The organism is Blastopirellula marina (genome assembly GCF_002967715.1).
In the GTDB taxonomy this organism is placed as follows: Bacteria; Planctomycetota; Planctomycetia; order Pirellulales; family Pirellulaceae; genus Bremerella; species Bremerella marina_B.
The window spans coordinates 65874-89988 of sequence record NZ_PUIA01000017.1 but is presented as its reverse complement, the minus strand read 5'-3'; the positions used below and the strand labels follow the sequence as shown (position 1 = coordinate 89988).

Genomic DNA, 24115 nt, shown 5'->3' with positions numbered 1-24115 from the left:
AGCCGGAACAATCGGTAATTTCAACACATGGCTTGCAAATGATCTGCGGTAAAACGAAATGCTAGCGGTTTCTGTGTGTTTTGGGCGCTGCTTCGCTCTTGGGTAACCGATAACGATCTTAACGCCTGGGCAGCGGTTGCCTGGCGAGCCGAGATGATAGTTGTCCGGGGCAGGGCAGGCATGCAGGCAAACAAGCATCTTCTTCGAAGTACGGCCGAGGTCGTTGGTGCGGTTGCGCTGGCCGAAGTCGTCTCGACGCTGGTCTTGCCGCTGGTAATTCCTCAGTTACCTAATTTCGCTTTGCATATGCTGGGGATGGCGGTCACGCTGCTGATTGCAGCTCCGCTGATTATCTATCGCTTGATGACCTCCTGGGGCGTAAAGTTGTCGCCGGTCACTCAAAAGGTCTCGACCGACGTTATGCGTCCGGCGACATTGGTCCTGGTTTGCGGTGTCGCGGTGACCGGTTTCTTTGCATATTGGATGGCCTGCGAAGCACACCGCCAGTCGGAAGTAGCCTTCGACGCTCTGGGCGAACGAGTGCGAACGGAAGTCGCCCGGCGTATGAAAGAATTTGAAGATGGTTTAAAGGCATTGCGCGGTCTTCACGAAGCCACCGAAGAACTCACGCTCGTCGAGTTCCGTGAGTACTGCAAAGTAGTCGATCCCCAAGTGTGCTTTCAAGGCGCGATGGGGCAGGGCTTTATTCAAAGCGTAAAAAAGGATGATGTCGGCCAGTTCATGGCTTGGTCCGAGGAGAAGCTAGGCAAAGAATTCCGGATTAAAACCGCAGGAAATCTTGATCAATACGACGATTACTTTGTCATTTGTCATATCGAACCTCTGGCCGCAAACCGAGCTGCCTGGGGGCTGGATGTTGGTTCGGAAATCAACCGTCGCGTCGCCGCCGAGACGGCACGTGCTACGGGCTTGCCGACTTTAACGGCGAAGATCAACCTGGTTCAGGATCAACTGCACCACAATGGGTTTCTTTATTATCTGGCTGTCTACCAGCCTGGCGTTTCGCTCGATACCAGGCAACAACGCGAAGAGGCGTTTTTGGGTTGGGTCTACATGCCGATTACTTCAGAGTTGGCACTTGATGGTATTCTTGCATCGGGCGACGGCAAGGTGGATGTCGAAGTTTATGACACAATGGCCATCGATCCTTCCAACAAACTGTTTTGCGACCATGGCTATCACTTCAAAAGTGACGACGAAAAGCACAGTTATCTGCCGATCTTTTCTAAGTCGTATCCGTTGATTTTTGGTGGTCGTCAATGGACCGTGCAGATCAGCAGTAATCCTAACTTCGATACCAGTGCACTCTTTCTGCGTCCGTTTTTCACCACGGTGATCGGCGGGACGTTGACCGTGCTGCTGGCGGCGATGGTCTGGAATATGGGGACGTCGCGTCTGCGAGCGATTCAACTGGCCGAGTCGATGACGGCCGATCTGAAAACGGCCAAAGAAGAAGCCGAGGAAGGCTTTCGCCGGTTCACGACCATTTTCGAAAACGTACCGGTGGGGGTGAATCTGCTGGACGTCGATGGATGCGTGCTCGAGACCAATCCGGCCGGTTTAGAGTTGTGGGAGGCCAGGTCCCAGGAAGAGATCCGCGGAAGATCGATTCTCGAACAGATACCTAGGCAGTTCCATAGCCAGGTAATCCGCAGCCTGTGTGATGCCTTGGTAGGGCATCCTTGCTGTGTCGAGTTTCAAATGACGGGGCTTCGTGGTACCAATCGCTTGATCGAACTCCATGCGGTCGTGTTCGAGAATCCAACGCAAACCTACAAGAAGTCGTACCTGTTGACGGCCCTTCGCGACGTAACCGTGCAGCGAAATGCCGAGGCCGATCTTCGCGAAGCTCGCGAAAAGGCCGAAGAAGCCAATCAAAGTAAGAGCGAGTTTCTCGCCAATATGAGCCATGAAATCCGGACGCCGATGACGGCCATTCTGGGTTATGCAGATCTCTTGGCCGAACAGTCTTCGTCCGATACGGATCACCCAGAGAGGTTGGAGTATATCGATACGATCCGCCGCAACGGCGAGCATCTGTTGGCGATCATCAACGACATTCTCGACTTGTCGAAAATTGAAGCGGGCAAGATGACGGTCGAGTCGGTACCAATGCGTCTCGATGCGCTCGTACGCGACGTGATGGATCTGATGCAGGTCAAAGCAAACGCAAAGGGGTTAGCGCTTGATTCGATCGTGGAAAGCAATATTCCGATGATCATCGATAGCGACCCGATCCGCTTGCGGCAGATTCTGGTCAACCTGCTGGGCAACGCGATCAAGTTTACCGAGATCGGTCGTGTTCGACTTCGCGTATGCTACGTGCCATCGCAGAATAGCCTGCGACTGTCCGTCGAAGATAGCGGCATCGGCATGACCGAAAGCCAACTGCAGCGACTGTTCCAGGCATTCGTCCAAGCCGACAGTTCAACGGCCCGCCGCTTCGGTGGAACGGGGCTTGGCCTGCGAATCAGCAAGCGTCTTGCCCAGATGCTCGGCGGCGATATCAGCGTTACTAGCGAGCCAGGAGCAGGGAGTGTCTTCTGTCTTTCCCTGGCACTCGAAAAGATCAACGAGAACAACTGGCTCACCCCAGACGAAGCGTGTGCTGCGGCGATGCAGAAGAAAGAAGCCATCGAGAGTTCGACGAAGTTGCCGACCCATGCCCTGCAGGGGATGCGAATCCTGTTGGCAGAGGATGGCCCTGACAACATCCGTTTGATTTCGTTCCATCTTCGTAAAGCCGGTGCCGAAGTGACTACCGTCGAGAACGGCAAGCTGACCGTCGAGCAGATGACCCAGGACGGAACGGTCGATGGCCCGCTGGAAGTGCCATCACGTTTCGATGTGATTCTCACCGACATGCAGATGCCCGAGATGGACGGATATCAGGCAACGAGTTTGTTGCGAGAGAAAGGATGCACGCTTCCGATCGTCGCTCTGACGGCCCATGCCATGGCTGGCGACCTGCAGAAGTGCCTGGACGCTGGCTGCTCGAACTATACCACCAAGCCGATCGACCGCAAGCGACTGATCGAAGTGCTGCAGCAGTACCACCCCGAAGCGATGCAATCGGCGGTGATCTAGTTGCTCCATCGCTACGGCAACAACAGGGTGCGATCTGCTTCGCTGTTCGTACCCTGCGGAATGTTCTCCTGGGCCGCAGGTTCTGTTTTGCGGGAATCTTTAGGTCGGTAGCCGTTGACAATTCATGCTAACGGTTAGTAGGCTAAAAGGGTGTTGTTGAGACATCGTCTCTTTAAGGTCAGCCGCCGCCAGCCTTTCTCGCCTGCCCAACCCTCCCCCCGATGAATCGAAGAAAGGTGGCCTAAATGTCTTTGCGTAAAGGCTTTACGCTCGTTGAACTGTTGGTGGTGATCGCCATCATCGGAATCCTGATCGCCATGCTTCTGCCTGCAGTGCAACAGGCCCGGGAAGCCGCTCGGCGGATGCAGTGCCAGAACAACCTGAAGCAAATCGGTCTCGGTTTCCATAATTTCCACGACACGATGGGAGGGTTCCCCGGAGCGATTTCCAATAGCGGTGCGATCCATTACTGGGGTGCTCAAATCCTGCCGTACATGGAACAGAACCCACTGGCCGAGTTGTACGATTACAGCGTGAAGTGGAATGCGGTGGAGAACAAGGAAGCGGTTCAGTTTCCGGTGCCGTTCATGCTCTGCCCGAGCACTCCCGGCAGCCCCATCCCACACCCCAAGTTCAAAACGGGAACCGACGGTTGGGGATCTCTGGGGGCCGACTACATTGGTAGCCAGGGGCCGAACTCCGACCAATGGGACTTCGCTTCAATCCCCGAACCCAACGACTACAACGGTTTCTTTACTGGTTCAGTCAAGGATGCGAAGAAGGGACGCCGGATGCGTGACATCACCGACGGCACCTCGCACACCGCCGGCGTTGTCGAATGTGCTGGGCGACCGCAGTACTGGTACAAGAACAAGCTGGTCCCTGATAGCGGTTTAGAGACCAGCAGCGGGTCGATGTACAACTCGCTGTGTAGCTGGGCCGATCCCAACATCGCCAAGATGAAAGGTTGGACGTTCGACGAGACGCAAACCGACCCCATGGATCGCTTCGATGACCCAGGTCCGCAAATGGTCAACGGCGTGAACAAGTGGTCGATCTACGCTTTTCACCCCGCCGGCGCGAATGTCTCGATGGCCGATGGTTCGGTGAAATTCGTCACCGAGACAACCAGCGTCGACGTGATTTGTGCCTTGTTAACCATCGATGGTGGCGAGATCGTCAGCGAGAACTAATGCGACCCAACTCTTTCCAACGAAGATGTACGCTCTCGGCACTTTTGCTGCTGGGAGCGTTAACGGCTTCTGCCAAGGCTCAAGTAGCGACCGCCGATGCCAAGCGGGCCGTTCGCCCCGAGCAAACGGATCTGGCGCGGCAAGCTCGTGCCGAGGGGCTACGCGCTGTCTACTCGCAGAAGCCCGATACATGGCCTGTGCCACACGTCGACGAAGGAGTGCAATGGAAAGAGATCGGGCTGCTGCCAGAGGTTGTCCATCCTGCCGCCAATCCGCACAATCAGGCGAAAGAATCGCTCGGCAAAGCGTTGTTCTTCGACCCACGTCTTTCCGGTAGCGGACAGATCGCGTGTGCTTCGTGTCACGACCCTGACCTGGCCTGGACCGATGGTCGCACGACCAGCTTTGGTCACGCGCGGAAGATGCTTGCCCGCAATGCTCCGACGACGCGTTTCGCGGCGCATCAAGAGAAATTCTTCTGGGATGGCCGGGCCGAGTCTTTGGAAGAACAAGCCGTGGCCGTGCTGTTGAATCCCGACGAAATGCATGCCAGCCGCGATCATGTGGTGAAGACGGTCGCCTCCATCACCGCCTATCAGAAGCAGTTCGGTGAAGCGTTTGGTGATGAAGAGGTCACGCTCGAACGTGTCGGTCAGGCGATTGCTTGCTTCGAGCGTATGACGGTCAACGGTCGCAGCCGCTTCGATGCGTTTTTGAAAGGGAAGTCCGACGTGATGTCGGATGCGGCGATCCGGGGAATGGACCTGTTTCGCCGCGAGGCTCGCTGCATGAACTGCCATCATGGCCCGCTGCTGAGTGACGGAAAGTTTCACGATGTCGGCTTGAGTTACTACGGCCGCAAGTATGAAGACCTCGGTCGCTTTGAAATCACCGGCGAGGCAAATGATGTCGGTCGTTTTCGCACGCCAGTCCTGCGCGACGTGACCTCGACCGAGCCGCTGATGCACAACGGACTGTTTCATCTACAAGGCGTACTGAACATGTACAACGCCGGTATGCCGACTCTCAAACGCAAAGAGCACCAGCAAGACGACGCCCGCTTCCCGACCAAGTCGCCCCACCTGAAGCCATTAGGGCTCAATCGACAAGACCTGGAAGACCTGGCCGCGTTCCTTTCGTCGCTGGAAGAACCGAAGCTCCGCGTCCGTCCCCCTGAGCTACCTGGCCTGCACGCTGCCCCTTAGTCACACCCTACGGCGGATGGGGGCTCGCCAATTGCTGGAGTGGGAAACGCAATGCGATTAGAGTAGCAAGAAGTGCTTACCTCCAACGGGAGTGATTGCGATGCGATTCTCGCTACGAAATCTGTTGATCTGCGTGACGATTCTTTTTCTGTTGCTGCCAGCGATGCGGCCCGTCGCGGACTACATTCGCCGGGAACGAGAATATGGACGTCGACAAGCTGAGATTGAACGGTTGCATCTCCAGATCATGGCAAAACGTGCCAGTATGCCGCTCCGATTAGCGTCTCGTTCTAGACTTCAGGAAGAGGAACTTCGTCGAATCGACGTGTATCTCGCTAAGGAAAACAATCGGAGTCTTCACGCAGAATCCCCTTAGTGCTTCCCCACTAGAGTGCGGTTGCCGGGGGCTTTTCTCTCGATGCTTCTTTCTGGGTTGTCTTAAGGGGCGTTAACCGGTTATTGGTCGGAATCTCCCCCTACGAATCGTTATCGATTCGCGTTAACCTATTATCTAGGCGAAGATTAGGCATCCGAAGAAGCGAGACGAGTACGAACATGTATCACGAAGAGCATGTGCCTGGGTTGAATCTGTTGGTTGAGTTGCTCGACCAGGTCGTTCGCGAACAAGTCGGTGATTCGCTGGCCGAAACGATGGGACGCATACGCCGAATGTCGCTCGAACGCCGGTCAGGCATGCCCGATGCCGAAGAACGTCTGCTGGCCGAAATCGGTCGTATTCCCAAGCAGCAGCTGCGTAGCGTGATTCGTTGGCTGAGTCTCTACTTCGACCTGGCCAACCTGGCCGAAGACTACCATCGCGTGCGGATTCTCGACCAGCGCGCCGAGGAAGCGGAAGCCGAGGGCCTGCCGCGCAGTGAGTCGATTGCCGATGCGATTCGCCAGCTTTGCGCCAGTGGCTGCACGGCTGCCGAGATGCAGGACTGGCTAGACCGCCTGGCGATCACGCCGGTCTTCACCGCCCACCCCAGCGAAGCTAAACGCCGAACAACGCGCGAACTGCTGCGACGTCTGCGCGATCACTTGCCATACCTGGAAGATCATCCGCACGACGAAGACTACCAGGCCGCTCTAAGCGATCTGACCCTACTATGGCAGACCGACTCGCTGCGTCCCCAGCGGCCAGGCGTGATGGGAGAGGTCGAGCGTGGGTTGTTCTTCGCGGAAGCTCTGTGGGATGTCGCTCCGCAGATCTATCACGAAATGCGAATGGCCCTGGCTCGCTATTACCCCACACATCAGTTCGAGCTAAAGCCGTTTCTCACGTTCGGCAGCTGGATCGGTGGCGACCGTGACGGGCATCCATTCGTGACCGCCAAGGTGACCGCGACAACCCTCAGCCTGCTTCGTAAGACCGCGCTGGAACGTCATCTTTCGTACTGCCGCGAGTTAAAGAAGACCCTGGTTACTTCCGATCGACAGGCCGCCGTCAGTGATGAAATTCGCGAACGCTTGGCCACCGCTGCCGAACATTGGACGGAGCTTGCCCAGCGTCTGGAAGAGGTCTCGCCGAACGAAGTTTATCGCAGCTACTTGAAGATGATCGAGTTCCGGCTCGAGGTCTCGCTAGGCCTGGCAAGTGTTGAAGGAGACAACCACGTTGCCTACCAGCAGCCAGAAGAGCTGATGGAAGAAGTCGAGATGCTGCGCGAGAGCATGCTCGAACATCAAGGGCGACGCGTGGTCGAGCGATATCTCGATCCGTGGAAAGATCGCCTGCAAACGTTTGGTTTCCATTTCTTCTCGCTCGATATACGCCAAGACTCCGACGTTCATCGCAACGCATTGCGAGAGATCCTGTACGCCGATCTTCCCGAAGATCAGAAGATCGAAGAAGCCGACTGGCTGAAGCGACTTTGCCAGCTCGAGCAGCCGAAGATCGATACGACCAAGCTTAGCGAAATGGCCCAGGAAGTGTTGGCCACCTTCGGCGTGCTGGCCGATACGATGGCGACCGGCGGACCGAAGCCGTTCGGCGGGTACGTGATCAGCATGACGCATCAGCCGGCCGACGTGGTCGCCGTGCTGTGGCTGTGGAACTACGTTTGGAATCAGAGGTATCCCGGCAAGCCGCGGCCTTACCTGCCGATCTCGCCGCTGTTTGAAACGATCGACGACTTAGAGCGGGCTCCGATTATCTTCGAGGCGATGCTCAAGCAGCCGGTCTATCGCGATTACTTGGGACAGCAAGCACGGCTGGAACAGATGATCATGGTGGGCTACTCCGACAGTACGAAGGATGGCGGTTACCTGACGGCATCGTGGAACCTGCACCAGGCCCAGGAACGCCTGGCCGAGGTGGCGGCGAAGCATCATGTTGAGATGACCATCTTCCATGGTCGTGGTGGTAGCCTGGGTCGTGGCGGTGGTCCGGCCGCTCGTGGGATTCAGTCGTTGCCGCCACAAGCGGTTGATGGCAAGCTGCGTCTGACCGAGCAAGGGGAAGTGCTGGCCGAGCGGTACGACAACGCCGTGATCGCCCACCGTCATATCGAACAGTTGACCAACGCAACGCTGCTGGTTAGTGCGTCGACTCATTCGCCTGAGATGGAAAACTGGAAGGAGATGAGCGAGTCGATGAGCCAAGCCGCGCTGGCCAAGTATCGCGAACTGGTCTCGCACGAAGACTTCCTGCGATACTTCGATCAGGCCACGCCTATCAGCGAGATCGAAGGCCTGCCGATCGGTTCGCGTCCGGCGCGGCGTCGTGCTCGTAAATCGCTCAAGGATCTGCGAGCGATTCCTTGGACGTTTGCCTGGACCCAGTCGCGGCAACTGTTGCCGGCCTGGTATGGCATGGGGACTGGTATTCGCACCCTGGTCGATGCCCAGGGTGGAGACTGGGAACCTCTGCAAGAGATGTATCAAGAGTGGCCCGTCTTCCAGGCCACAATCGATAACGCCGAACTGGCCCTGGCCAAGGCCGATATGGACATCGCTCGTGACTACGCCGAGCTGGCTGGCACAGCCCAGGAAAGTATCTGGCGGATGATCGACGAAGAGTATCGTTTGTCGTGCGGGGTGATCTGCTTGATTCGCCAGCAGCATGAACTTCTAGAGAAGATCGGCTGGCTCAATCGCAGCATTCGCAGCCGCAACCCTTATGTCGATCCGTTGAATTTGATTCAGATTCAATTGATCAAGCAAAGTCGCGAAAGTGGCGAGGCTCCCGACGAAGAAGGAACCGACGGCCTGGCCCAGATGATCCGGCTCACCATCCAAGGCATTGCCGCCGGTCTGCGTTCGACAGGTTAGGCAACACACAGGGAATGCTGCCGTATGTTGGGATTCCTTTAACTTGGAAAGAAATGCTAGGAATTTGGTGGTAAAACGGTAGACTATCAATCCTAGCCATAATCCTTTTCCAACTCCCCCAACAATTGCCATGAAAAGCATCCTACCTGTGCTGCTATGGGGATGGTTCGTCCTTGCCATAGGTTGTGGTCCCACAGCTGATTTGTCGGTACCACGTTTCGTGCCGCGGCCGGTGGTTTGGCTGAATAACTGGCAGCCGGCGCAGCTGACCGAGTCGCGCAGCGAGGCTGAAGAGCTTCTGCAGAAGGGGGACGCGCTCAAGGCTCAGGGTATGTACGATGCGGCGGAAGAGATGTACGTCGACGCGTGCAATGCTGATCCCGACTTTGCCTTTCCGATGTATCAGCTGGCATGCAATTACGAACTGTCGGGCAAGCATGACGAAGCGCTTGAAGCGTTCCGGCAGGCAATGCAGCGTGGCTTCGACGACTTCCCCACCGCGCTCAGCGATGACGAACTTGGCAAGATTCGCCGCCGCAGTGATTTTCAAGAATCGCTGGCCACGATTCGCACTCGGTACATCATCGCGGCCTCCGACCATGTCGGCCAGCCAATCGCCGTTCGGCCGGAAACCGACAAGCCTCCGCAAGGCTGGCCGATCATTTTGCTTTTGCACGGATACGGCGATAGTCACCTGAACTACCTGGACGAAGCCAAGCTATGGGCCAAGCAGGGGCTTGTCGCCGTGGTGGTGCCAGGCAGTGTTCCTACGCATGGCGACTACTATCAGTGGTCGGACGACTCAGTCGAGCCAACACACCAAGACCTGCAGGCGATCGTGAACTCAACGCTGTTCGACGGCGTGGTCGATTTGAATCGCGTCTACTTGCTCGGTTTCTCGCAAGGAGCGCTACATGCCATGTTGGTGACCGAGGAACATCCCGACTTGTACGCGGGCTGCGTGGCGCTTTCCCCGGGTGGTAGTCTAATCAGTCAACTAGCCTGGCCTTCACTCGATCCGAAGAAGGGAACGGCGCGGTTTGTCCTCATTCACGGCGACGAAGAGCCGCATGCCCCTTTGGTGAAGATCTGGGCTCGCGAGTGCGGTAAGGCGAAGTGGATGTTCGAGAGTCAGACCCATCCCGGCGGCCATCACTTCCCCGACGACTGGGAAGACCGTGTGCCAGGAATTGCGAGTTTCTTGCAGAAGTAAGTTGCCGGCTTACTTGTCGGGAGCCATCGCGTGATCTCCCAGGCGAACGGTTTCGCTGTCGGGCGTGATCGTAAGAAGTTCATGATAACGCCCATCCAGGCTTTCGATCGAGAAGACGTGCCCGACGAACGTGCCGAACGGACGTTTCTCACCGGGCATAAGATCGAACGTATTACGTCGTTGGCCTGACACATCAATCCAGGTAACGCGGACCGTGCCGTCGTAGCGATTGTCGAGCGTTAGGTTCTTACGCGGGCCATTCCTTTGCGAGTGAATCTGAGGACGCAGAACGATCTTGTGCGGAATGAGTACCTTTTGCACGCGGGCCTGCAGGTCGGCTTCGACCTTGGGATGCTGGCCGAAAATGTTAACGTTTTCCTGGGGATCGCTGGCGTGATCGTAAAGCTCTTGGTGCTTGATGGTGGCGTCGTCCATGCCGCGCCACTCGATGTAGTGCCAACGATCGGTGCGGATGCCGTTGCCGATCAGTGGTCGCCAGATGTATTGGCTATAGGCGACGCCGGTGTGCGGCGCGGCCGGATCATCGAGCAAATGGGCAGCGCTCTGGCCGTCGAGGAACTCAGGAACCGGAAGTCCGGTCAGGTCGCACAGCGTGGGGAAGATGTCGAGCGATTCGACAATGCGATTGGTTCGTTGACCGTTGGCCTGAGCTTGCGGGGAGCGAATGATCATCGGGATCCGCGTGTCGATCTCCAGGTTGGTCATCTTTCCCCAGCCGTTGTGTTCTCCCAGCTTCCAACCGTGATCGCTCCACAGAACGACGATCGTGTTGTCGGTCAGCTTCTGCTGGTCGAGGGCATCCAGCAGCAGACCTACCTGGGCATCGATGAACGAAACGCTGGCGAAGTACGCATGGCGAAACCGGCGAGCTTCTGCCTCACTCACGCTTCCTACATGTGGCTTAGGAACGTGGATGGCGTCGGCATAGTGAGTCATCTCGTAATTTGTTCCGACGGCAACCTCGGGCGAATTCTTCGGTGGATAAGGATTGATAGCCAAGGGAAGCGAGTCGCGATTGTACTTATCCCAGTAGCGTTTGGGCGGGCACCACGGCAAGTGAGGCTGCGTATAGCCCACGGCTAACAGGAACGGCTGCTGGCTATGAGAAAGCTCTTTCAAGCGTTCGATGGCCATGACGGTCAGCTCGCCGTCGTGGTGTTCGACGTCGGCAATATCAGGAGCGTTAGCGATCACGCCTCGCAAGTTATTGTAGCGCCAGTCGTCTTCTGCGATGGTCTGGGCAACCTTATTGCGAAATGCTTTCTGCTCTGGTGAATAGTTCGTCAGCTCGGCGTCGGGCCAGCGGTGAGGGCGACTCCACGAACGCGGGTCTTGCCAGGGGTTGTGGAAGATCTTGCCCATACCTTCGCATGTGTAACCATGCTGACGAAAGTATTGCGGTAGTGTTACGGCTTCAGGCAGCGTTTCGCGAAAGTGAAACGGCAGCGTCCAGCAGCCTAGCTTGTCTGGTCGCAGGCCGGTGAACGTACTGGCCCGCGATGGATTGCAGACGGCTACCTGGACGTAACAACGATCGAAAATCACACCACTTTCCGCCAAACGATCGATGCTGGGGGAAAGGATGTGGTCTGCCCCGTAACACTTCAATTCTGGGCGAAGATCGTCAACGCAGATCAAAAGCACGTTAGGGTGCTTGTCGGGCTGGTCGGCTGCGTAACACGCCGCCGCTGCGTTGGACGCACTAAACGCGACCATCATCAGCAGGCATCGAAGTGGACGAGCAAACATGCATTCACCTGGGGTGCGAGGGGGATCTAATGAGCCGGGATGATGGCCTGGGCCGAGCGATCATCGACTTTGAAATAGCCTAGCGGCTTATCTTGCAGGTTAGTGATTTGCCAAATGGCACCAGGGCGAGTGGCTTGCCGAGCCGTTTTGGTAGGTTGGATTTCCTCGTAGAACTTTGGCTGTCCCATTCGGTCAACCCAATACAGCTTGACCGGTGCTTCCGATTGGTTGATGAAGAAGACCGGGAATTGCGAACCGTCGGGCCGCGAAGGGGGAGCCTTGTCGTCCCCTAAGGTAACCCACGTCAGTTTGTTGAGTGACTGAATGCTTGGCTCAGGCTTACTGGCGAAACTGGTGGGACCTTTCGCACGAAGCTCGGCTAGTTTGTCAGCGTACTTGGGATCGGCGGCCAGGTTGTTCCATTCATAGCGATCTGCTGCGATGTCGTACAGTTCTTCGTCACCGTTGGCATAGTGAATGTATCGCCAGCGGTTGTCGCTCAGGCCGTAATCGCCGGGGTTGTGTAAGCAGGTCACCGAAACGTGAGGCCACTGGCCGTCGACGTCTTTTAGCAGCGGAGTAAGACTTGGTCCGTCGTGCACTTTGCTGGGTGGCAGGCCGCACAGGTCGAAAAGCGTTGGAGCGAGGCTTACCAGGTTGACCGGTTGGTTGCAGATGCCTGATGACGTTCCCTCAGGCAGGCCAGGGCAGTTCTTGGGTACGCGGATCATCAAAGGGATGCGTGTGCATACACGCCAGGCCGTGTACTTCTGCCAGTGCTGTTTTTCCCCCAAGTGCCAGCCATGATCGGACCAAAGTACGACGATCGTGTTGTCGGCGTACTCGCTGTTGTCCAGGGCATCGAGCACGCGTCCGAGCATCGCATCGGCAAAGTGAATGGAAGCGAGATACGACTGGATCGCGTGTTTCCACTGGCCCTGCTTTTGGATGTGGGCAAAGTAGCGGTTGGGGCCTTGGCGTTGTCCTTCAGGCGGTAGGTCGGCCAGGTCGTCTTCTTTGTATCCCGGCGGGATCAGGATCGACTCAAGCGGGAAGGGCTCGAAGTATTTCGCCGGTACGAACCACGGTTCATGCGGGCGATAGATGCCGCACGCCAGGAAGAAAGGATTGTCGTGTTTCTGGGCCAACTGCTCCGAGACCCATTGGCTGACGGTGAAGTCGCCACCGAACTCTTGATCGGTCGTCTCAAGCGCGCCCCAGTCGGTCTCGACGTACTGCCAAGGACCGGCTCGCGGCAGGCTGACGGGACGCTTGTCGGGGTAAAGCGTATGGGGAATGGGCATCTCAGAAGCCGGCTCGGGGAAGTAATCGTCCCACGACTGGGCATCGATGATGTAGTGCAACATCTTGCCGGAACCGGTCGAGCGGTAGCCGTTTTTCGAGAAGCTTTTAGGGAGCAACTCGACGTCCGGCAGGACCTCGCGCAGTACCTGGTTGTTGGCATACACTCCGGAAACATTCGGTGCAATGCCTGAGAAGACCGAGATTCGCGATGGGTTGCAGGCCGGGGCCGCGCAGTGAGCGTTGGTGAACAGCACGCCGGACTTGGCCAGCCGATCGAGATTCGGTGTGATCGTTTGCGGATGTCCACCCATGCACCCGATCCAATCGTTCAGGTCGTCCATGGCAATGAATAGAACGTTTGGCCTGATGGTTTCCGCCGCTTTGATTGACGAGGCAATGGTGATCGATATGGCGATCGAAATGAAGGCGAAGATCAAGCGGCGGATCATAACTTTTAACCTATCGCGGGAAGTTGTCGGCTTGGCGAGACGTCCCGGGAAATAGATCCCAGGGACGCGACTTTCAAGTGAGGTCCTGACGTTAGTATTCGCCAATGACCTTACCATCGTGCCGCATGTTGAGCATGACCCAAACACCGTCGGGACCGCCAGCTTGCCATGGGTTAAGCGTGCCGGTTTCGATCGTCTCAGGGATGAAGCGGGTACTGGCATCCGCGAAGACGAACATGGCACCGCCTGGGTGACGGCTCTGGTAGCTCTCGTCGCACTCGCCTGCTTCACAACCATTGGCCGTAAGGCCGAAGTTGATCGGCTTGTCTTTATGGCCGTAGGCGTAAACGGCGTTATTGCGATTGCCATTTCCGTTAAGCCCCGAGGCATTGGTGATCCCCCGAATCTGGGCCCAAACCGGGAAGCCATTGTTATCAGGCCGCGAGTCTCCTTCGACTTCGCCGACTAGAATGGTGTTGCTCGTTCCATCGGTGATGTCGCGGAACTTGTACGAATGGTTGTGCGTGAAGAGGGCACCGTTGCGGTCGGCCTCGTCACCATTGCTCGTTACGCCGTTCCAAACTGCACCATGATTGGCATTGTAATTGGAAGTGCCTAGTCCGTCTGCATTGCGTTCCGGCAGCACCGAGGAAGGGCAGCGGTAGGCTTGGAGGATCGCTCCGGCTTTGTCATCGGTAATTGCGGAATCTTGCTTGCCAAAGTCGGGCTTCATGTTGTCGTACAGGGCGGTCTGTTCGATAAACGGTAGGATCAAAGTTCCCCAGGCATGCAGTTGGTCGTTGCCGTTCTCTATCCAGCCGGCTGGCAAGCCACCAAACGTATCGTGGTAATTGTGCATGGCCAGGCCGATTTGCTTCAAGTTGTTGCTGCACTGCATACGCCGGGCGGCTTCGCGGGCCTGCTGTACCGCAGGCAACAGCAGGGCTATCAGCACGCCGATAATGGCGATCACAACTAAGAGTTCGACAAGCGTAAAACCAGTTCGTTGACGTTTCATGAAATCAGTTTCCGGCGAAATAAAGTAATAAGAACAAGATGGATTCATGCTGGCGGTGGGGCCGCGTCATGGGAGGGGTGAGAGCCGCTCGATCGCGAAGATCAAACCGATGGTTTACTTCTTCGAGGTGAGTTCGAAGTTGAAAATGTTCTCGCTGGGAGTCACTTCGGCCGTCAGTTCTGACTGGACGTCGTACTGCTTGGGGACTTTTTGGGCTTTGGGCATGCCTGGTTCCGGTAGTCCGTCGATGTTAACCACCTGCACTTTGTGGATGCCGATAAGTGCCCCTTGTTGCTGCGACGTATACCGTAGTTCATAGCGGCCTTGTTCGTCGGTCTTGCCCAGCGAGGTCGTTCGCTTTTCGCCGGTCTGAGGCGTGAAGCGAACCATCACTCCGGCCAGTGGCTGACCGTCGAGCGTGACTGTTCCGCTAACTGGCTGAACATCGCTGCTATTGCTGCAACCGCCGATAAACAGGACGAGGAAAGTTGCCAAGAGAGTCGCCAGGCCAGACAGGTATTTCGGCTGTCTCTCGGTAACGCAGCGTGTACTCATGAGTTTCTCCGCAGGGTCGTTGGTCCGATGAAGATTGGAATGATTCAGGTTGCATTTGCCGTGCTTCATGCGGCTAAGCAAAGGAGATTCCCCAGTCTTCCGTAAATGACATGGGGCGATTGGGGACACACGATATTGAGCATGGAGAGGGAGCAGCCACTTGTTGACTGATAGTGCCAATTATTCTTTTTTCAGAAACTTTCATCAACGAATAATTCGATAGGATGCATGCCGAATAAATACAAAAACTAAAATAGATGGCCTTTAATCCGCCAGATCTCGCGAAGTTGTGCTGAAAGGGTGTGGTTATATTGGCTGAGTCACTCGCTCGATTCGCTTCGCGCGTTGACGTTGGGTGCCGAACAAAACATACTGTGATTTCCCTGGATATCTTCTTGCCTTAATCGTTGGATCGGAGCTTGTCGCAATGTCTCGCACATTTTTCACTTGGAGCGTGTTCGTACTGGGCCTTGCATGCCTGATGGAATTGCCTGCGGTTACGGATGCCGCTGAACGTGCTCCAAACATCGTCTTCATCCTGGCCGACGACCTCGGCTACTCCGAACTGGGCAGTTACGGTCAGCAAAAAATCAAGACGCCGAATTTGGACCAGCTGGCCAAGGACGGCATGCGACTGACCGACTTCTATTGCGGCAACGCGGTGTGTGCTCCTTCGCGATGCGTGCTGCTGACCGGCAAGCATGGCGGGCATGCTTACATTCGCGACAATGGTGACCCCGGTCAGATGCTTCCCGAAACGAAGGCGTTGGGGGCTGAGTACCCTGGTCAGAATCCGATCCCGGATGAAGAGGTCACGATTGCCGAGATGCTCAAGCAGAAGGGCTACGCGACAGCAGCAATCGGGAAGTGGGGCCTGGGGCACTTCGGCACCACCGGCGATCCAAACAAGCAAGGCTTTGACCTCTTCTATGGTTTTAATTGCCAACGCCACGCCCACAATCACTACCCCAAATACTTGTGGCGCAATCGTGAAAAGCAGGTGCAGCCTGGGAACGACCGCACACTGCATGGCGAGACTTACTCGCAAGACCAGTTCCGCGACGTGGCGATCGAGTTCATCGAAGCTAATGCCGACAAACCGTTCTTCCTTTATCTCCCGTTCGCCGTGCCGCATCTTTCGATTCAGGTTCCCAATGAAGACTTGAAAGAATATGCCGATATGAAGGAAGACGACTACGAGCACCATGGCTACCTGAAACATCCCCAGCCGCACGCAGGCTACGCCGCGATGATCACCCACATGGACCGCGACATCGGTGCGATCCTCGACACGATCGAAAAAAAGGGCCTGACCGACAACACGGTTGTCATGTTCAGTTCGGACAATGGGCCGACCTACGATCGACTGGGTGGCAGCGACTCGGACTTCTTCGCTTCTGCCAACGGCTTCAAGGGGCTGAAGGGAAGCTTGTACGAAGGGGGCATTCGCGTGCCGCTGATCGTGAAGTGGCCAGGGCACGTAAAGCCTGACACGGTGTCGGATCGCCCGGCAGCGTTTTATGACTTAATGCCAACCTTTGCTGAAATCGCTGGGGTAAAGACGCCTGAGGGAATCGACGGGATCAGCTTGCTTCCGACACTGCTGGGCAAAGAGCAGAAGCAGCGCGACTATCTCTACTGGGAGTTCCGTGCTTATGGTGGCCAGCAGGCCGTGCGTATGGGAGACTGGAAGGCGATTCGCCAAAACATGATGCGTCCTAAGGTCCCCGGAGCTGGCAAACTTGAGCTCTACAACCTGAAGAGCGACCCAGGTGAATCGAAGGATGTTGCCGCAGAGCATCCGGACATCGTCGCCAAAGCGGAAGCGGCCATGAAAGAGGCCCATACCACTTCGGAATTGTTCCGCATTCCGATGCTGGACGGTAAGAAGTAAGCAGGAAAGGTACACGCCCCCATGGCCGGTATTGGAATGATGGAACTGTTGGTACTGGCCATTTTGGGAGGCGGCTGCCTGGTTGGGGTTGGCGTCCTGATTACGGTCATTCTGCTGGTGGTGAAGAACGCGACCAAAGAGAAATAGCGTCTTGACATCTTCCGCCGAAGCAATGCTTTACTGCTACGGCTTAAGTCAAAATGGGCTGCTAGCGTCATTTTTACGGGAATTTGCCCTAGGAACGATGCGTCCATTTCGTTAGCCTTTGAAAACTTTACAAGTCGGCGATACGTAGCGATGAGGCTGAACGGATTGACGCCCCGCAGCGTATCGAAACCGGCTGTCTGTGCTCCGATGACCCCAACAACCCACGGGATGCACGACAGCGAAGCCTGAATATGTTGCCGCCAAGCCACCGCATGATGCGACGGAGTGGACGGGAACCCAATTGCTTGGAGCCTGCTATATGAGCATGGATGCTCGCGTGACTCGTCACGCTTTGGTGACGATGTGCGTCTGGACCTTCCTGGTCGCCGTCGCTTCTGCCGCCAGCGTTCGCGGAACCAACTTTCTGGTGACCGCTCAAGACCCGCAACTGGCCAAACAAGTTCTTGAACTCGCTGAAGTCTATCGTCGCGACCTGGCCAACGAATGGCTCGGACGCGAACTCCCTCCCTGGTCGCAGCCATGCCCTATTACCGTGAAGGTTGGCGGTGGTGCTGGCGGACAAACGAGCTTCGCTTTCCATCAAGGCGTGCCGTTTAACTGGACCATGGAAATTTTTGGCCCACGTGAACGCATCCTCGATAGCGTTTTGCCGCACGAGATTCTGCACACGATCTTCGCCACCCACTTTGGCGGTCCGCTGCCACGCTGGGCCGACGAAGGAGCCTGCACGACTGTCGAGCATACCTCGGAAAAAGATAAGAACACGACGCTGCTGTACCGCTTCCTGAAGAGTGATCGCGGCATTGCGTTCAACCAGATGTTTGCCATGAGAGAGTACCCGGCCGATATCCTGCCGCTGTACGCCCAAGGCTACTCGCTGGCTCGCTTTCTGATCGCCCAAGGTGGCAAGCAGAAGTACGTGCAGTACGTCGGCGAAGGGATGCGAACTAACAACTGGACCGCGACTACCAATAAGTTCTACGGTCACCCCAGCCTAAGCAGCCTGCAGGTTGCCTGGTTGGACTGGGTTCGCGACGGATCGAACGAAGGAATGATCGACGGCTACGCTCCGGCTCAACTGGTTTCCAATCAGCAGCAGCCTGACAACGGCGTTGGTATTGTCCGCGGTCAAAGCCCACAACCTCAAGGTAAGGAAGTCGCTTTGGCCCGCGACGATCAAGATCGTCCATCGCCCCTGACCGGACCCATCATGCCGGTCGGCCATCAGCAGGACATCACTCCCCGTGAAGAAGGCGTCAGCGGAGGTTTCTACTCCAACGGAGGTCGCCTGGCTTCCGACCAGACAGAACCACGAACGACGTCCGTTCCCAACGATCGCCGCGAGATCCGCCAGATCGACGCCATGCCAATCTCCAGCGGAGCCAAGAGTGCTCCGACGTTCTATCTGCCTGGTGGGACTTCGCTGTATCGCTAAAAAGTCGTTCAAAGCAGAAATTTTATACTGGAAACACCATTCTGGAGGGTGTATCACGTACCCTAATCAAGGAGTTACTTATTTGAGAGCCAGTTAATGACAAGCCTCCAGGAATCTGGACAACACTCGGAACTAATCATTGGATTGGTTAACGCAGTTGGTACTGAATCGCAACGTGTAGTTGAGCTTCTTCGGGAGCGTCTTGGACTAGCCGGCTACGAAGTAAAGCTGATTAAGATATCGAGTGATGTCATTGAACTCCTCGCACCTAATAGTTTTGAGCCGGAATCCGAGTATCAACGAATCAAACGCTTGATGGGTTTGGGGAATGATATTCGAGAAAGTTCGGGTGATAATTCCGTGCTTGCTTTAGGGGCAGCAACGAGAATAAATGCGTATCGAATCGAGAAGTCTGGTGGCAATAATAATCCACTGCCCAAGACGGTTTTCATTATAGATTCGCTGAAGAGGCCCGAAGAAGTTGAGCAACTTCGATTGATCTACCCCTTTGGCTTTATTCTGCTCGCAATTCATTCTGAGGAAGATCGTAGGAGAACGCATCTAATCGACGATCTTGGAATGTCTGAGAATGACGCTCAAAGCCTAATTGATCGAGATGGCGAAGAGAGCAAGGTCAAACATGGTCAGCGATTGAACGATACATTCCATCTCGCAGATTTCTTTGTGAGCGCAGGACGTGAACATGGAAAACTCCGTTCTTCAATTAAGCGAATGGTGGAAATTTGGTTTGGAAACCCATTCTACACGCCAACATTCGACGAATTCGCGATGTTCATGGCCTTTTCGGCCGCGCTCAGGTCAGCAGATTTGTCTCGCCAAGTTGGAGCTGTTATTGCAAGAAATCAAGAGATTCTTGCGACCGGTGCGAATGATTGTCCACGCCCGGGGGGCGGTTTGTATTGGCCTGACTCAAGCCTGCACGAAAAGGAGTGTTGGGATGAAGATAGAGGGCGTGATTACACTCGAGAAGAGGGGGATTCAAATCGAGTGGAACAGCTTAGGATTATTAATCAAATTGTTGAGAATTCTAAAGCTAAAAGCAAAGAGTCCGGCTTGGAAATTGATGAAGGACTGTTGCGAGCCCTTCTTGAGGAAAGCTCTATAAAGAATCTTACGGAGTATGGGCGAGTTGTTCACGCTGAAATGGAAGCATTGCTTTCCTGCGCACGGAATAGTCAATCCACCGTTGGAACTACGATGTATGCAACAACATTTCCATGCCACAATTGTGCAAAGCACATAGTAGCAGCAGGTTTGAAGCGAGTTGTATATGTCGAGCCATACGCAAAGAGCAAGGCACTTCAATTTCACGATGACTCAATCATTCTTTCAAGTCTGGATGCGTTAGAAGCTGGAAGCAAAGACTCGGTTAAAGTGCACTTCGAGCCCTTCGTCGGAATTGGTCCGAGACGTTTTTTTGACCTTTTTTCTATGCATTTGGGGTCAAGTTATCGCCTTGTACGCAAAGATAAAAATACAGGAAAGCGCGAAAAATGGGATATTCGCACAGCTAAGCTCAGAATTCAAATGAATCCTGATTCATACTTGGACTCTGAGTTGCAAGCTTGCCAAGTATTTGGGAAATTACAAGCTTCAGGAAACTCGTTGGGAGAAGGCCAATGACTGATCCGATAATTCTAGAAGTGATCGCCAAAGCTAATGCAACCATCCAAAGCTGGCCTGAATGGAAGAAGAATCTCTTGGTTGAAAGCTCAAAGCCATCAAATCCTACACCTCGAGAGCCTGTAAAGGCATCGTCTCTTGGTGAGCAAAGTGAAAATCAGTCTGTAAAATAGACGATTGCTTTCAAGGCCAGATTGAAATGGCTACTAACCCGGGGGCCAAGTCATCTGCCGGCCACCCAGCAGGTGGTAATGCAAATGCGGTACTTCCTGGCCGCCTGCTTCTTTGCAGTTGACGATCACGCGGTAGCCGTCTTCCAGGCCCAGGTCGCGGGCCAGGTTGCGGATGACGATCCACATGTGGCCAATCAGTGCGGCGTCTTCGTCGGCGAGGTCATCGACCGTGGCGATTTCCTTTTTGGGGATGATCAGCACGTGCGTGGGGGCCTTGGGGGCGATGTCTTTGAAGGCCAGGCATTGGTCGTCTTCGTAGATAATGTCCGCGGGGATTTCTTTATCGATGATTCGCTTAAAGATCGTCTTGTCCGACATCATGGGTGCCTTTGCTTGGGGGTTACTCGTTCGCTGTTCAGGCTACCACTTCCGCCTGATGGTTCAAGCTGGCGAGAAAATTTTCATACAAGCGATTTTCGATGAATGCACGTTTGGTTTCGATCGCTTCTTAACAAACCTAAGTCGCCATGGAGACTTAGATTTCATCGATGCGGTTGGATGCTCGTTTTGTTATCGCGTGATGGCATCGCTAGCGGAGGAAATTGTGTGAACTCGTGTGAAAGCGCGTGCCGAAACGGTACCTAGGAGACGCTGGAAAGCATGGCAAGATGCGTGCTCCCGGCGAACTCTCTTTCGACTTGGCCTTCGCAAGGATGCGACGAGCCAACTCGGTTCTTACTCGATTTCGACGCAAGGGGGTACGCAGGATGCGCTGCCGCGGACTTGTCTTGGGGATGCTATTTTTCGGGACCACTCAACCACTTCTGGCCGAAGATGTTCGTTATGTGGAACGTGGCGGAGTGACCTATCGCGAAGTCGTGCAGAAAGTCAACGTGCCGGTCTCGGAGACCAACTACCAGACCCATACCGAGAAGTTCTACCAAGAGCGGCTGACAACCGATATTCAAGAATCGCAGCGGGCCTACTTAACACCTGTTACCGAGTACCGCTGGGAAGCCTACACGCCGTTTTCGGTCAATCCTTTTGCCCCGCCGCGGGTCGCGTATCGCTGGGTACCGCGAACCCACTGGGAACAGCGTACCGAGACCGTTCGTACGCCTGTCACTCGTCGCGAACTGGTTCCAGCCGAACGTACCGTCTCGCGACCGGTGACCACGCTGAAGATGGTCGAGCAGGAACAAGTCACGCGAATCGCTATCGCCCCGCCGTCGCAACCGGCGGCGAGTGTGGCTTCACGCAACGCGATCGGCGGGGTTTCTAATCTGCAGAACGACCCGCCGCGCGTTGGTACTTCGCTAACACCGATGAGTAACCTGCGGCGTTAACTCGCTGGCTTAGGCAACTCTTCTGCGGCCGAGCGGAGCGAAGTCATCTGGCTGTTGACTTCGTCTTTGCCGGCGTTGGAATTGAGCATCTCTTCCAGCTTCTTGGCTTCGTCGCGGACCTTTTCAAAGGCCCCGCCTCGTTCGGCGCTCCCTTCGAGTGACTCGAGAAGCAAAGACAGGTCTCCCTTGGCTCGAGAAGGTGCTTTCTCTGCTTTGGCCAGAAAGGCTTCGATTTGATCTTTGGTTGCCTGGCCAAATTCGCCATCGGACGTTCCGCCCCCATGGGTTGCCGGGCCAGCGGGGCATCCGGTGAACAGAATCAAGCAAGCGGCCAGAAGAAGTAAGTTACGTGTGAGCATGATGATGACTACCGCGCGGGTTGTGTTGAAGATGATTGGTGAATGAAGAAAGCCCATTCGCTGAACAAGCAGATCAAATGGGCTTTCTGATGAGATCTAGGTATGGCTGAATCCAACAAAACTACGGAAGTTGAGTTGGGTTGCCATCGGCAATCGCCAGGGCATTGGTGTAAATGGTTTCGTCAATGGTTTCGGCCACGAATTGGCAACTGGCGTCGCCCATGCACATGATCACGCCGCCTGGGTGGAAGCTACGAGCGGCGACACAACCGTCCTGCGTGTCAGGATTGCTGTTCATGCCGTAGATGGTCTGCGTGGTCGAGTTGAACGAGTAGTGCGACGAGTCGTACTGCTGGCTGTCGTTTGGTGTCAGGATGTTCGAGCCGTTACGACCATTGAAGGTCGCTCCAGTCGTCCAGCCCCAAGCACCGCGGTCGTCACCGCCCGAGCTCACGTAGAAGATTTCGCTCAGGAGGATCGAGTTCGAGGTACCGTCGGTCATGTCACGGAAGTTGGCACCCCACTGTTCGACAATGCTGAATGGACCCTTACGCGTGTTATTGTTGAAGTCGGCACGTCGCAACTGACGACCAGCACCCAGGCTCACGGCGTAGTTCACCTTGGCGAAACCGTCGAAGTCTTGCGTCAGTCGACCGCTGACCGATGGAAAGCTAGGGCATTTGAACGCGTCGGGAGTTTGGCGAGTGACCTGGTTGTTGCCGGTGGTTGCATTACCGTTGCGGGCGATCACACCAAAGTTGTACTGAGCATGCAGATTGTCTTGCTCGATAAACGGCAAGATCATCAATGCCCAGGTCGCACCCCAGTTGCCGTCACGACCGCTTTCAGGTGCGGTAGTGCCGGTCCCCAACCAAACGGCCCCTGGTGGGAAGCTGCCGAACGTGTCGTGATAGTTGTGCATCGCCAGCCCCAACTGCTTTTGTTGGTTGGTGCACTGAATACGTCGAGCTGCTTCACGTGCTTGTTGCACCGCTGGCAACAACAAGGCGATCAACACACCGATAATGGCGATCACCACTAAAAGCTCCACAAGCGTAAAGCCAGATTTCTTGTGCATAAAACGGTCTCCGAGAAATTGATAGAAAAGGAAGCGGGAGAGTCGACCAAGACAGAACAGAAATTTGATAAGTGAATTTGGCTCGCCATGGCCCGCGAGAAGGTTTCATCTTTGCCCCTACTCTCAAGGAGAGTAGAGGAAAAAAAGTATTTTCCCATTATTTTACTGATGCACTGCCAGAAAAGCAACAATAATTCACAGCATCGATGAATTATGTTGCGGGGTATGTCTCGGTTCTGAAGGGGGGTGTTTTGGTCTCTCGATGAGGATCTAGGAACCAAATTCAAGCAAATCGCCTGCCAATGCGAATGTATGGTGGGTTACTTATAGCGATTCTCTGCCGAAACTGCACGATATGCCGGCTGTTCGCACTATGCCTAAGAGTTCTGATGTAACTGCCCATCAGAAAAAGGTTTGGCTTCGCTAGCACGCGTTCCGATACCTGTTTGTGTGAAAGGCAATGTAGCCAGTTGGAATTGAGGAGGCATTGGTAGACATGGCGAAGAAAGACACCTTCCGAGTGGTAACCCGCGGGGCCAACGGCGAGATCCGGATCAAAGACTACGAGTCGGCCGAGCCGCTGCTCAAGATGCACTCTCAAGTCGGCACCGAAGACAGCAGCACCGATCTCGCCCTGCGTGGGATGCCTGTTTTCCGCGGTTTGATTGGACCAATGCCAGAAGGAAAGACTATTATCCGCTACGAATCTCCAGAGGTCTTTGAAACCTTGACCAAGGAGTGGGGTGCCGCCAAGCCGAAGCGTCGTCGCCGTCGTACCGCCTCCTCTGATGCTGCCACGACGGAAAGCTAAATCACATTTGAACTTAACGCGGTTTCTCGATAGGTCGGAACCGCTCTACAAGTCACCCTCCCGGGCGATCCCGCCGAGTATCCTGTTCTCGGCGGTCGCCATAGCGAGAAGCGCGGAT

General features: G+C 55.4%; 20 protein-coding genes. 13 read left to right on the top strand and 7 right to left on the bottom strand.

The features are described 5' to 3' along the window. The first annotated feature begins 75 nt into the window (after positions 1 to 75). The 5 genes from C5Y96_RS06295 to C5Y96_RS06275 all read left to right on the top strand — a co-directional run bounded on the left by C5Y96_RS06295 (position 76) and on the right by C5Y96_RS06275 (position 9992). Positions 76 to 3108: a CHASE domain-containing protein gene (locus tag C5Y96_RS06295; protein WP_105351040.1), complete on the top strand. Its 3033-nt coding sequence runs from the start codon at positions 76 to 78 to the stop codon at positions 3106 to 3108. A 245-nt stretch (positions 3109 to 3353) separates the two neighbouring features. Then, positions 3354 to 4301 (top strand): DUF1559 domain-containing protein, encoded by a 948-nt coding sequence (locus C5Y96_RS06290; protein WP_105351037.1) that lies wholly within the window; start codon positions 3354 to 3356, stop codon positions 4299 to 4301. Then, the gene (locus C5Y96_RS06285; RefSeq protein WP_105351034.1) at positions 4301 to 5506 is read left to right on the top strand and encodes a cytochrome-c peroxidase; all 1206 of its coding nucleotides are present in this window, start codon (positions 4301 to 4303) and stop codon (positions 5504 to 5506) included. Before C5Y96_RS06290 ends, C5Y96_RS06285 begins: the two co-directional genes overlap by 1 nt. Positions 5507 to 6061: 555 nt before the next feature. After that, positions 6062 to 8779: a phosphoenolpyruvate carboxylase gene (ppc, locus tag C5Y96_RS06280; RefSeq protein ID WP_105351031.1), complete on the top strand. Its 2718-nt coding sequence runs from the start codon at positions 6062 to 6064 to the stop codon at positions 8777 to 8779. A 130-nt stretch (positions 8780 to 8909) separates the two neighbouring features. Then, entirely contained in the window at positions 8910 to 9992 is a 1083-nt protein-coding gene (locus C5Y96_RS06275; RefSeq protein WP_105351029.1) for an alpha/beta fold hydrolase, read from the top strand. 9 nt (positions 9993 to 10001) lie between these two features. On the opposite strand, the gene C5Y96_RS06270 is transcribed toward C5Y96_RS06275, so the two are convergent. The 4 genes from C5Y96_RS06270 to C5Y96_RS06255 all read right to left on the bottom strand — a co-directional run bounded on the left by C5Y96_RS06270 (position 10002) and on the right by C5Y96_RS06255 (position 15089). Then, positions 10002 to 11762 carry a sulfatase-like hydrolase/transferase gene (locus C5Y96_RS06270; protein ID WP_105351026.1) on the bottom strand — a complete coding sequence of 587 codons (1761 nt, stop codon included), beginning with the start codon at positions 11760 to 11762 and terminating at the stop codon, positions 10002 to 10004. 26 nt (positions 11763 to 11788) lie between these two features. Beyond that, positions 11789 to 13516, bottom strand: coding sequence for a sulfatase-like hydrolase/transferase (locus tag C5Y96_RS06265; protein WP_105351023.1), 1728 nt, complete (start codon positions 13514 to 13516; stop codon positions 11789 to 11791). 91 nt (positions 13517 to 13607) lie between these two features. Further along, positions 13608 to 14534 (bottom strand): DUF1559 domain-containing protein, encoded by a 927-nt coding sequence (locus tag C5Y96_RS06260; protein WP_158261137.1) that lies wholly within the window; start codon positions 14532 to 14534, stop codon positions 13608 to 13610. 114 nt (positions 14535 to 14648) lie between these two features. Continuing rightward, complete coding sequence (locus tag C5Y96_RS06255; RefSeq protein ID WP_146115540.1) at positions 14649 to 15089, bottom strand: DUF4198 domain-containing protein; 441 nt, start codon at positions 15087 to 15089, stop codon at positions 14649 to 14651. Positions 15090 to 15516: 427 nt separating this feature from the next. Between C5Y96_RS06255 and C5Y96_RS06250 the strand changes: the two genes are divergently transcribed. The 5 genes from C5Y96_RS06250 to C5Y96_RS27265 all read left to right on the top strand — a co-directional run bounded on the left by C5Y96_RS06250 (position 15517) and on the right by C5Y96_RS27265 (position 20403). After that, positions 15517 to 16983, top strand: a complete 1467-nt coding sequence (locus tag C5Y96_RS06250) for an arylsulfatase (protein ID WP_105351016.1) — start codon at positions 15517 to 15519, stop codon at positions 16981 to 16983. A 21-nt stretch (positions 16984 to 17004) separates the two neighbouring features. Further along, complete coding sequence (locus C5Y96_RS27975) at positions 17005 to 17130, top strand: hypothetical protein (protein ID WP_261341381.1); 126 nt, start codon at positions 17005 to 17007, stop codon at positions 17128 to 17130. A gap of 319 nt (positions 17131 to 17449) precedes the next feature. After that, the gene (locus tag C5Y96_RS06245) at positions 17450 to 18586 is read left to right on the top strand and encodes a hypothetical protein (protein ID WP_105351014.1); all 1137 of its coding nucleotides are present in this window, start codon (positions 17450 to 17452) and stop codon (positions 18584 to 18586) included. A gap of 96 nt (positions 18587 to 18682) precedes the next feature. Continuing rightward, positions 18683 to 20230: an anti-phage dCTP deaminase gene (locus tag C5Y96_RS06240; protein WP_105351013.1), complete on the top strand. Its 1548-nt coding sequence runs from the start codon at positions 18683 to 18685 to the stop codon at positions 20228 to 20230. After that, positions 20227 to 20403 (top strand): hypothetical protein, encoded by a 177-nt coding sequence (locus C5Y96_RS27265; protein WP_158261116.1) that lies wholly within the window; start codon positions 20227 to 20229, stop codon positions 20401 to 20403. The genes C5Y96_RS06240 and C5Y96_RS27265 overlap by 4 nt, the downstream gene beginning before the upstream one ends. Before the next feature lie 33 nt (positions 20404 to 20436). Here the strand turns inward: C5Y96_RS27265 and C5Y96_RS06235 are convergent, their stop codons facing one another. Continuing rightward, on the bottom strand, positions 20437 to 20781 hold the full coding sequence (locus C5Y96_RS06235; protein ID WP_105351802.1) for a histidine triad nucleotide-binding protein: 345 nt from the start codon (positions 20779 to 20781) through the stop codon (positions 20437 to 20439). On the opposite strand from C5Y96_RS06235, the gene C5Y96_RS06230 reads away from it, so the two are divergent. Further along, positions 20771 to 21013, top strand: a complete 243-nt coding sequence (locus tag C5Y96_RS06230; RefSeq protein ID WP_146115539.1) for a hypothetical protein — start codon at positions 20771 to 20773, stop codon at positions 21011 to 21013. The genes C5Y96_RS06235 and C5Y96_RS06230 overlap by 11 nt on opposite strands. A gap of 157 nt (positions 21014 to 21170) precedes the next feature. Continuing rightward, entirely contained in the window at positions 21171 to 21749 is a 579-nt protein-coding gene (locus tag C5Y96_RS06225; protein ID WP_146115538.1) for a hypothetical protein, read from the top strand. On the opposite strand, the gene C5Y96_RS06220 is transcribed toward C5Y96_RS06225, so the two are convergent. Both C5Y96_RS06220 and C5Y96_RS06215 read right to left on the bottom strand, forming a co-directional pair. Continuing rightward, positions 21746 to 22108, bottom strand: coding sequence for a hypothetical protein (locus C5Y96_RS06220; RefSeq protein WP_146115537.1), 363 nt, complete (start codon positions 22106 to 22108; stop codon positions 21746 to 21748). The two genes, C5Y96_RS06225 and C5Y96_RS06220, sit on opposite strands and share 4 nt — an antisense overlap. Before the next feature lie 121 nt (positions 22109 to 22229). Continuing rightward, the gene (locus C5Y96_RS06215; RefSeq protein WP_105351009.1) at positions 22230 to 23186 is read right to left on the bottom strand and encodes a DUF1559 domain-containing protein; all 957 of its coding nucleotides are present in this window, start codon (positions 23184 to 23186) and stop codon (positions 22230 to 22232) included. A gap of 496 nt (positions 23187 to 23682) precedes the next feature. On the opposite strand from C5Y96_RS06215, the gene C5Y96_RS06210 reads away from it, so the two are divergent. Continuing rightward, positions 23683 to 23997, top strand: a complete 315-nt coding sequence (locus C5Y96_RS06210) for a hypothetical protein (RefSeq protein ID WP_105351008.1) — start codon at positions 23683 to 23685, stop codon at positions 23995 to 23997. The last annotated feature ends 118 nt before the right edge of the window (positions 23998 to 24115 follow it).

Excerpts from the sequence above, each read along its gene's own strand:
- C5Y96_RS06220 (WP_146115537.1), bottom strand. The coding sequence starts at position 22,108 with ATGCTCACACGTAACTTACTTCTTCTGGCCGCTTGCTTGATTCTGTTC.
- C5Y96_RS06235 (WP_105351802.1), bottom strand. The coding sequence starts at position 20,781 with ATGTCGGACAAGACGATCTTTAAGCGAATCATCGATAAAGAAATCCCC.
- C5Y96_RS06285 (WP_105351034.1), top strand. The coding sequence starts at position 4,301 with ATGCGACCCAACTCTTTCCAACGAAGATGTACGCTCTCGGCACTTTTG.
- ppc (WP_105351031.1), top strand. The coding sequence starts at position 6,062 with ATGTATCACGAAGAGCATGTGCCTGGGTTGAATCTGTTGGTTGAGTTG.
- C5Y96_RS06210 (WP_105351008.1), top strand. The coding sequence starts at position 23,683 with ATGGCGAAGAAAGACACCTTCCGAGTGGTAACCCGCGGGGCCAACGGC.
- C5Y96_RS06245 (WP_105351014.1), top strand. The coding sequence starts at position 17,450 with ATGAGCATGGATGCTCGCGTGACTCGTCACGCTTTGGTGACGATGTGC.
- C5Y96_RS06265 (WP_105351023.1), bottom strand. The coding sequence starts at position 13,516 with ATGATCCGCCGCTTGATCTTCGCCTTCATTTCGATCGCCATATCGATC.
- C5Y96_RS27975 (WP_261341381.1), top strand. The coding sequence starts at position 17,005 with ATGGCCGGTATTGGAATGATGGAACTGTTGGTACTGGCCATTTTGGGA.
- C5Y96_RS06270 (WP_105351026.1), bottom strand. The coding sequence starts at position 11,762 with ATGTTTGCTCGTCCACTTCGATGCCTGCTGATGATGGTCGCGTTTAGT.
- C5Y96_RS27265 (WP_158261116.1), top strand. The coding sequence starts at position 20,227 with ATGACTGATCCGATAATTCTAGAAGTGATCGCCAAAGCTAATGCAACC.
- C5Y96_RS06260 (WP_158261137.1), bottom strand. The coding sequence starts at position 14,534 with ATGAAACGTCAACGAACTGGTTTTACGCTTGTCGAACTCTTAGTTGTG.
- C5Y96_RS06240 (WP_105351013.1), top strand. The coding sequence starts at position 18,683 with ATGACAAGCCTCCAGGAATCTGGACAACACTCGGAACTAATCATTGGA.
- C5Y96_RS06275 (WP_105351029.1), top strand. The coding sequence starts at position 8,910 with ATGAAAAGCATCCTACCTGTGCTGCTATGGGGATGGTTCGTCCTTGCC.
- C5Y96_RS06255 (WP_146115540.1), bottom strand. The coding sequence starts at position 15,089 with ATGAGTACACGCTGCGTTACCGAGAGACAGCCGAAATACCTGTCTGGC.
- C5Y96_RS06290 (WP_105351037.1), top strand. The coding sequence starts at position 3,354 with ATGTCTTTGCGTAAAGGCTTTACGCTCGTTGAACTGTTGGTGGTGATC.
- C5Y96_RS06215 (WP_105351009.1), bottom strand. The coding sequence starts at position 23,186 with ATGCACAAGAAATCTGGCTTTACGCTTGTGGAGCTTTTAGTGGTGATC.
- C5Y96_RS06250 (WP_105351016.1), top strand. The coding sequence starts at position 15,517 with ATGTCTCGCACATTTTTCACTTGGAGCGTGTTCGTACTGGGCCTTGCA.
- C5Y96_RS06225 (WP_146115538.1), top strand. The coding sequence starts at position 21,171 with ATGCGCTGCCGCGGACTTGTCTTGGGGATGCTATTTTTCGGGACCACT.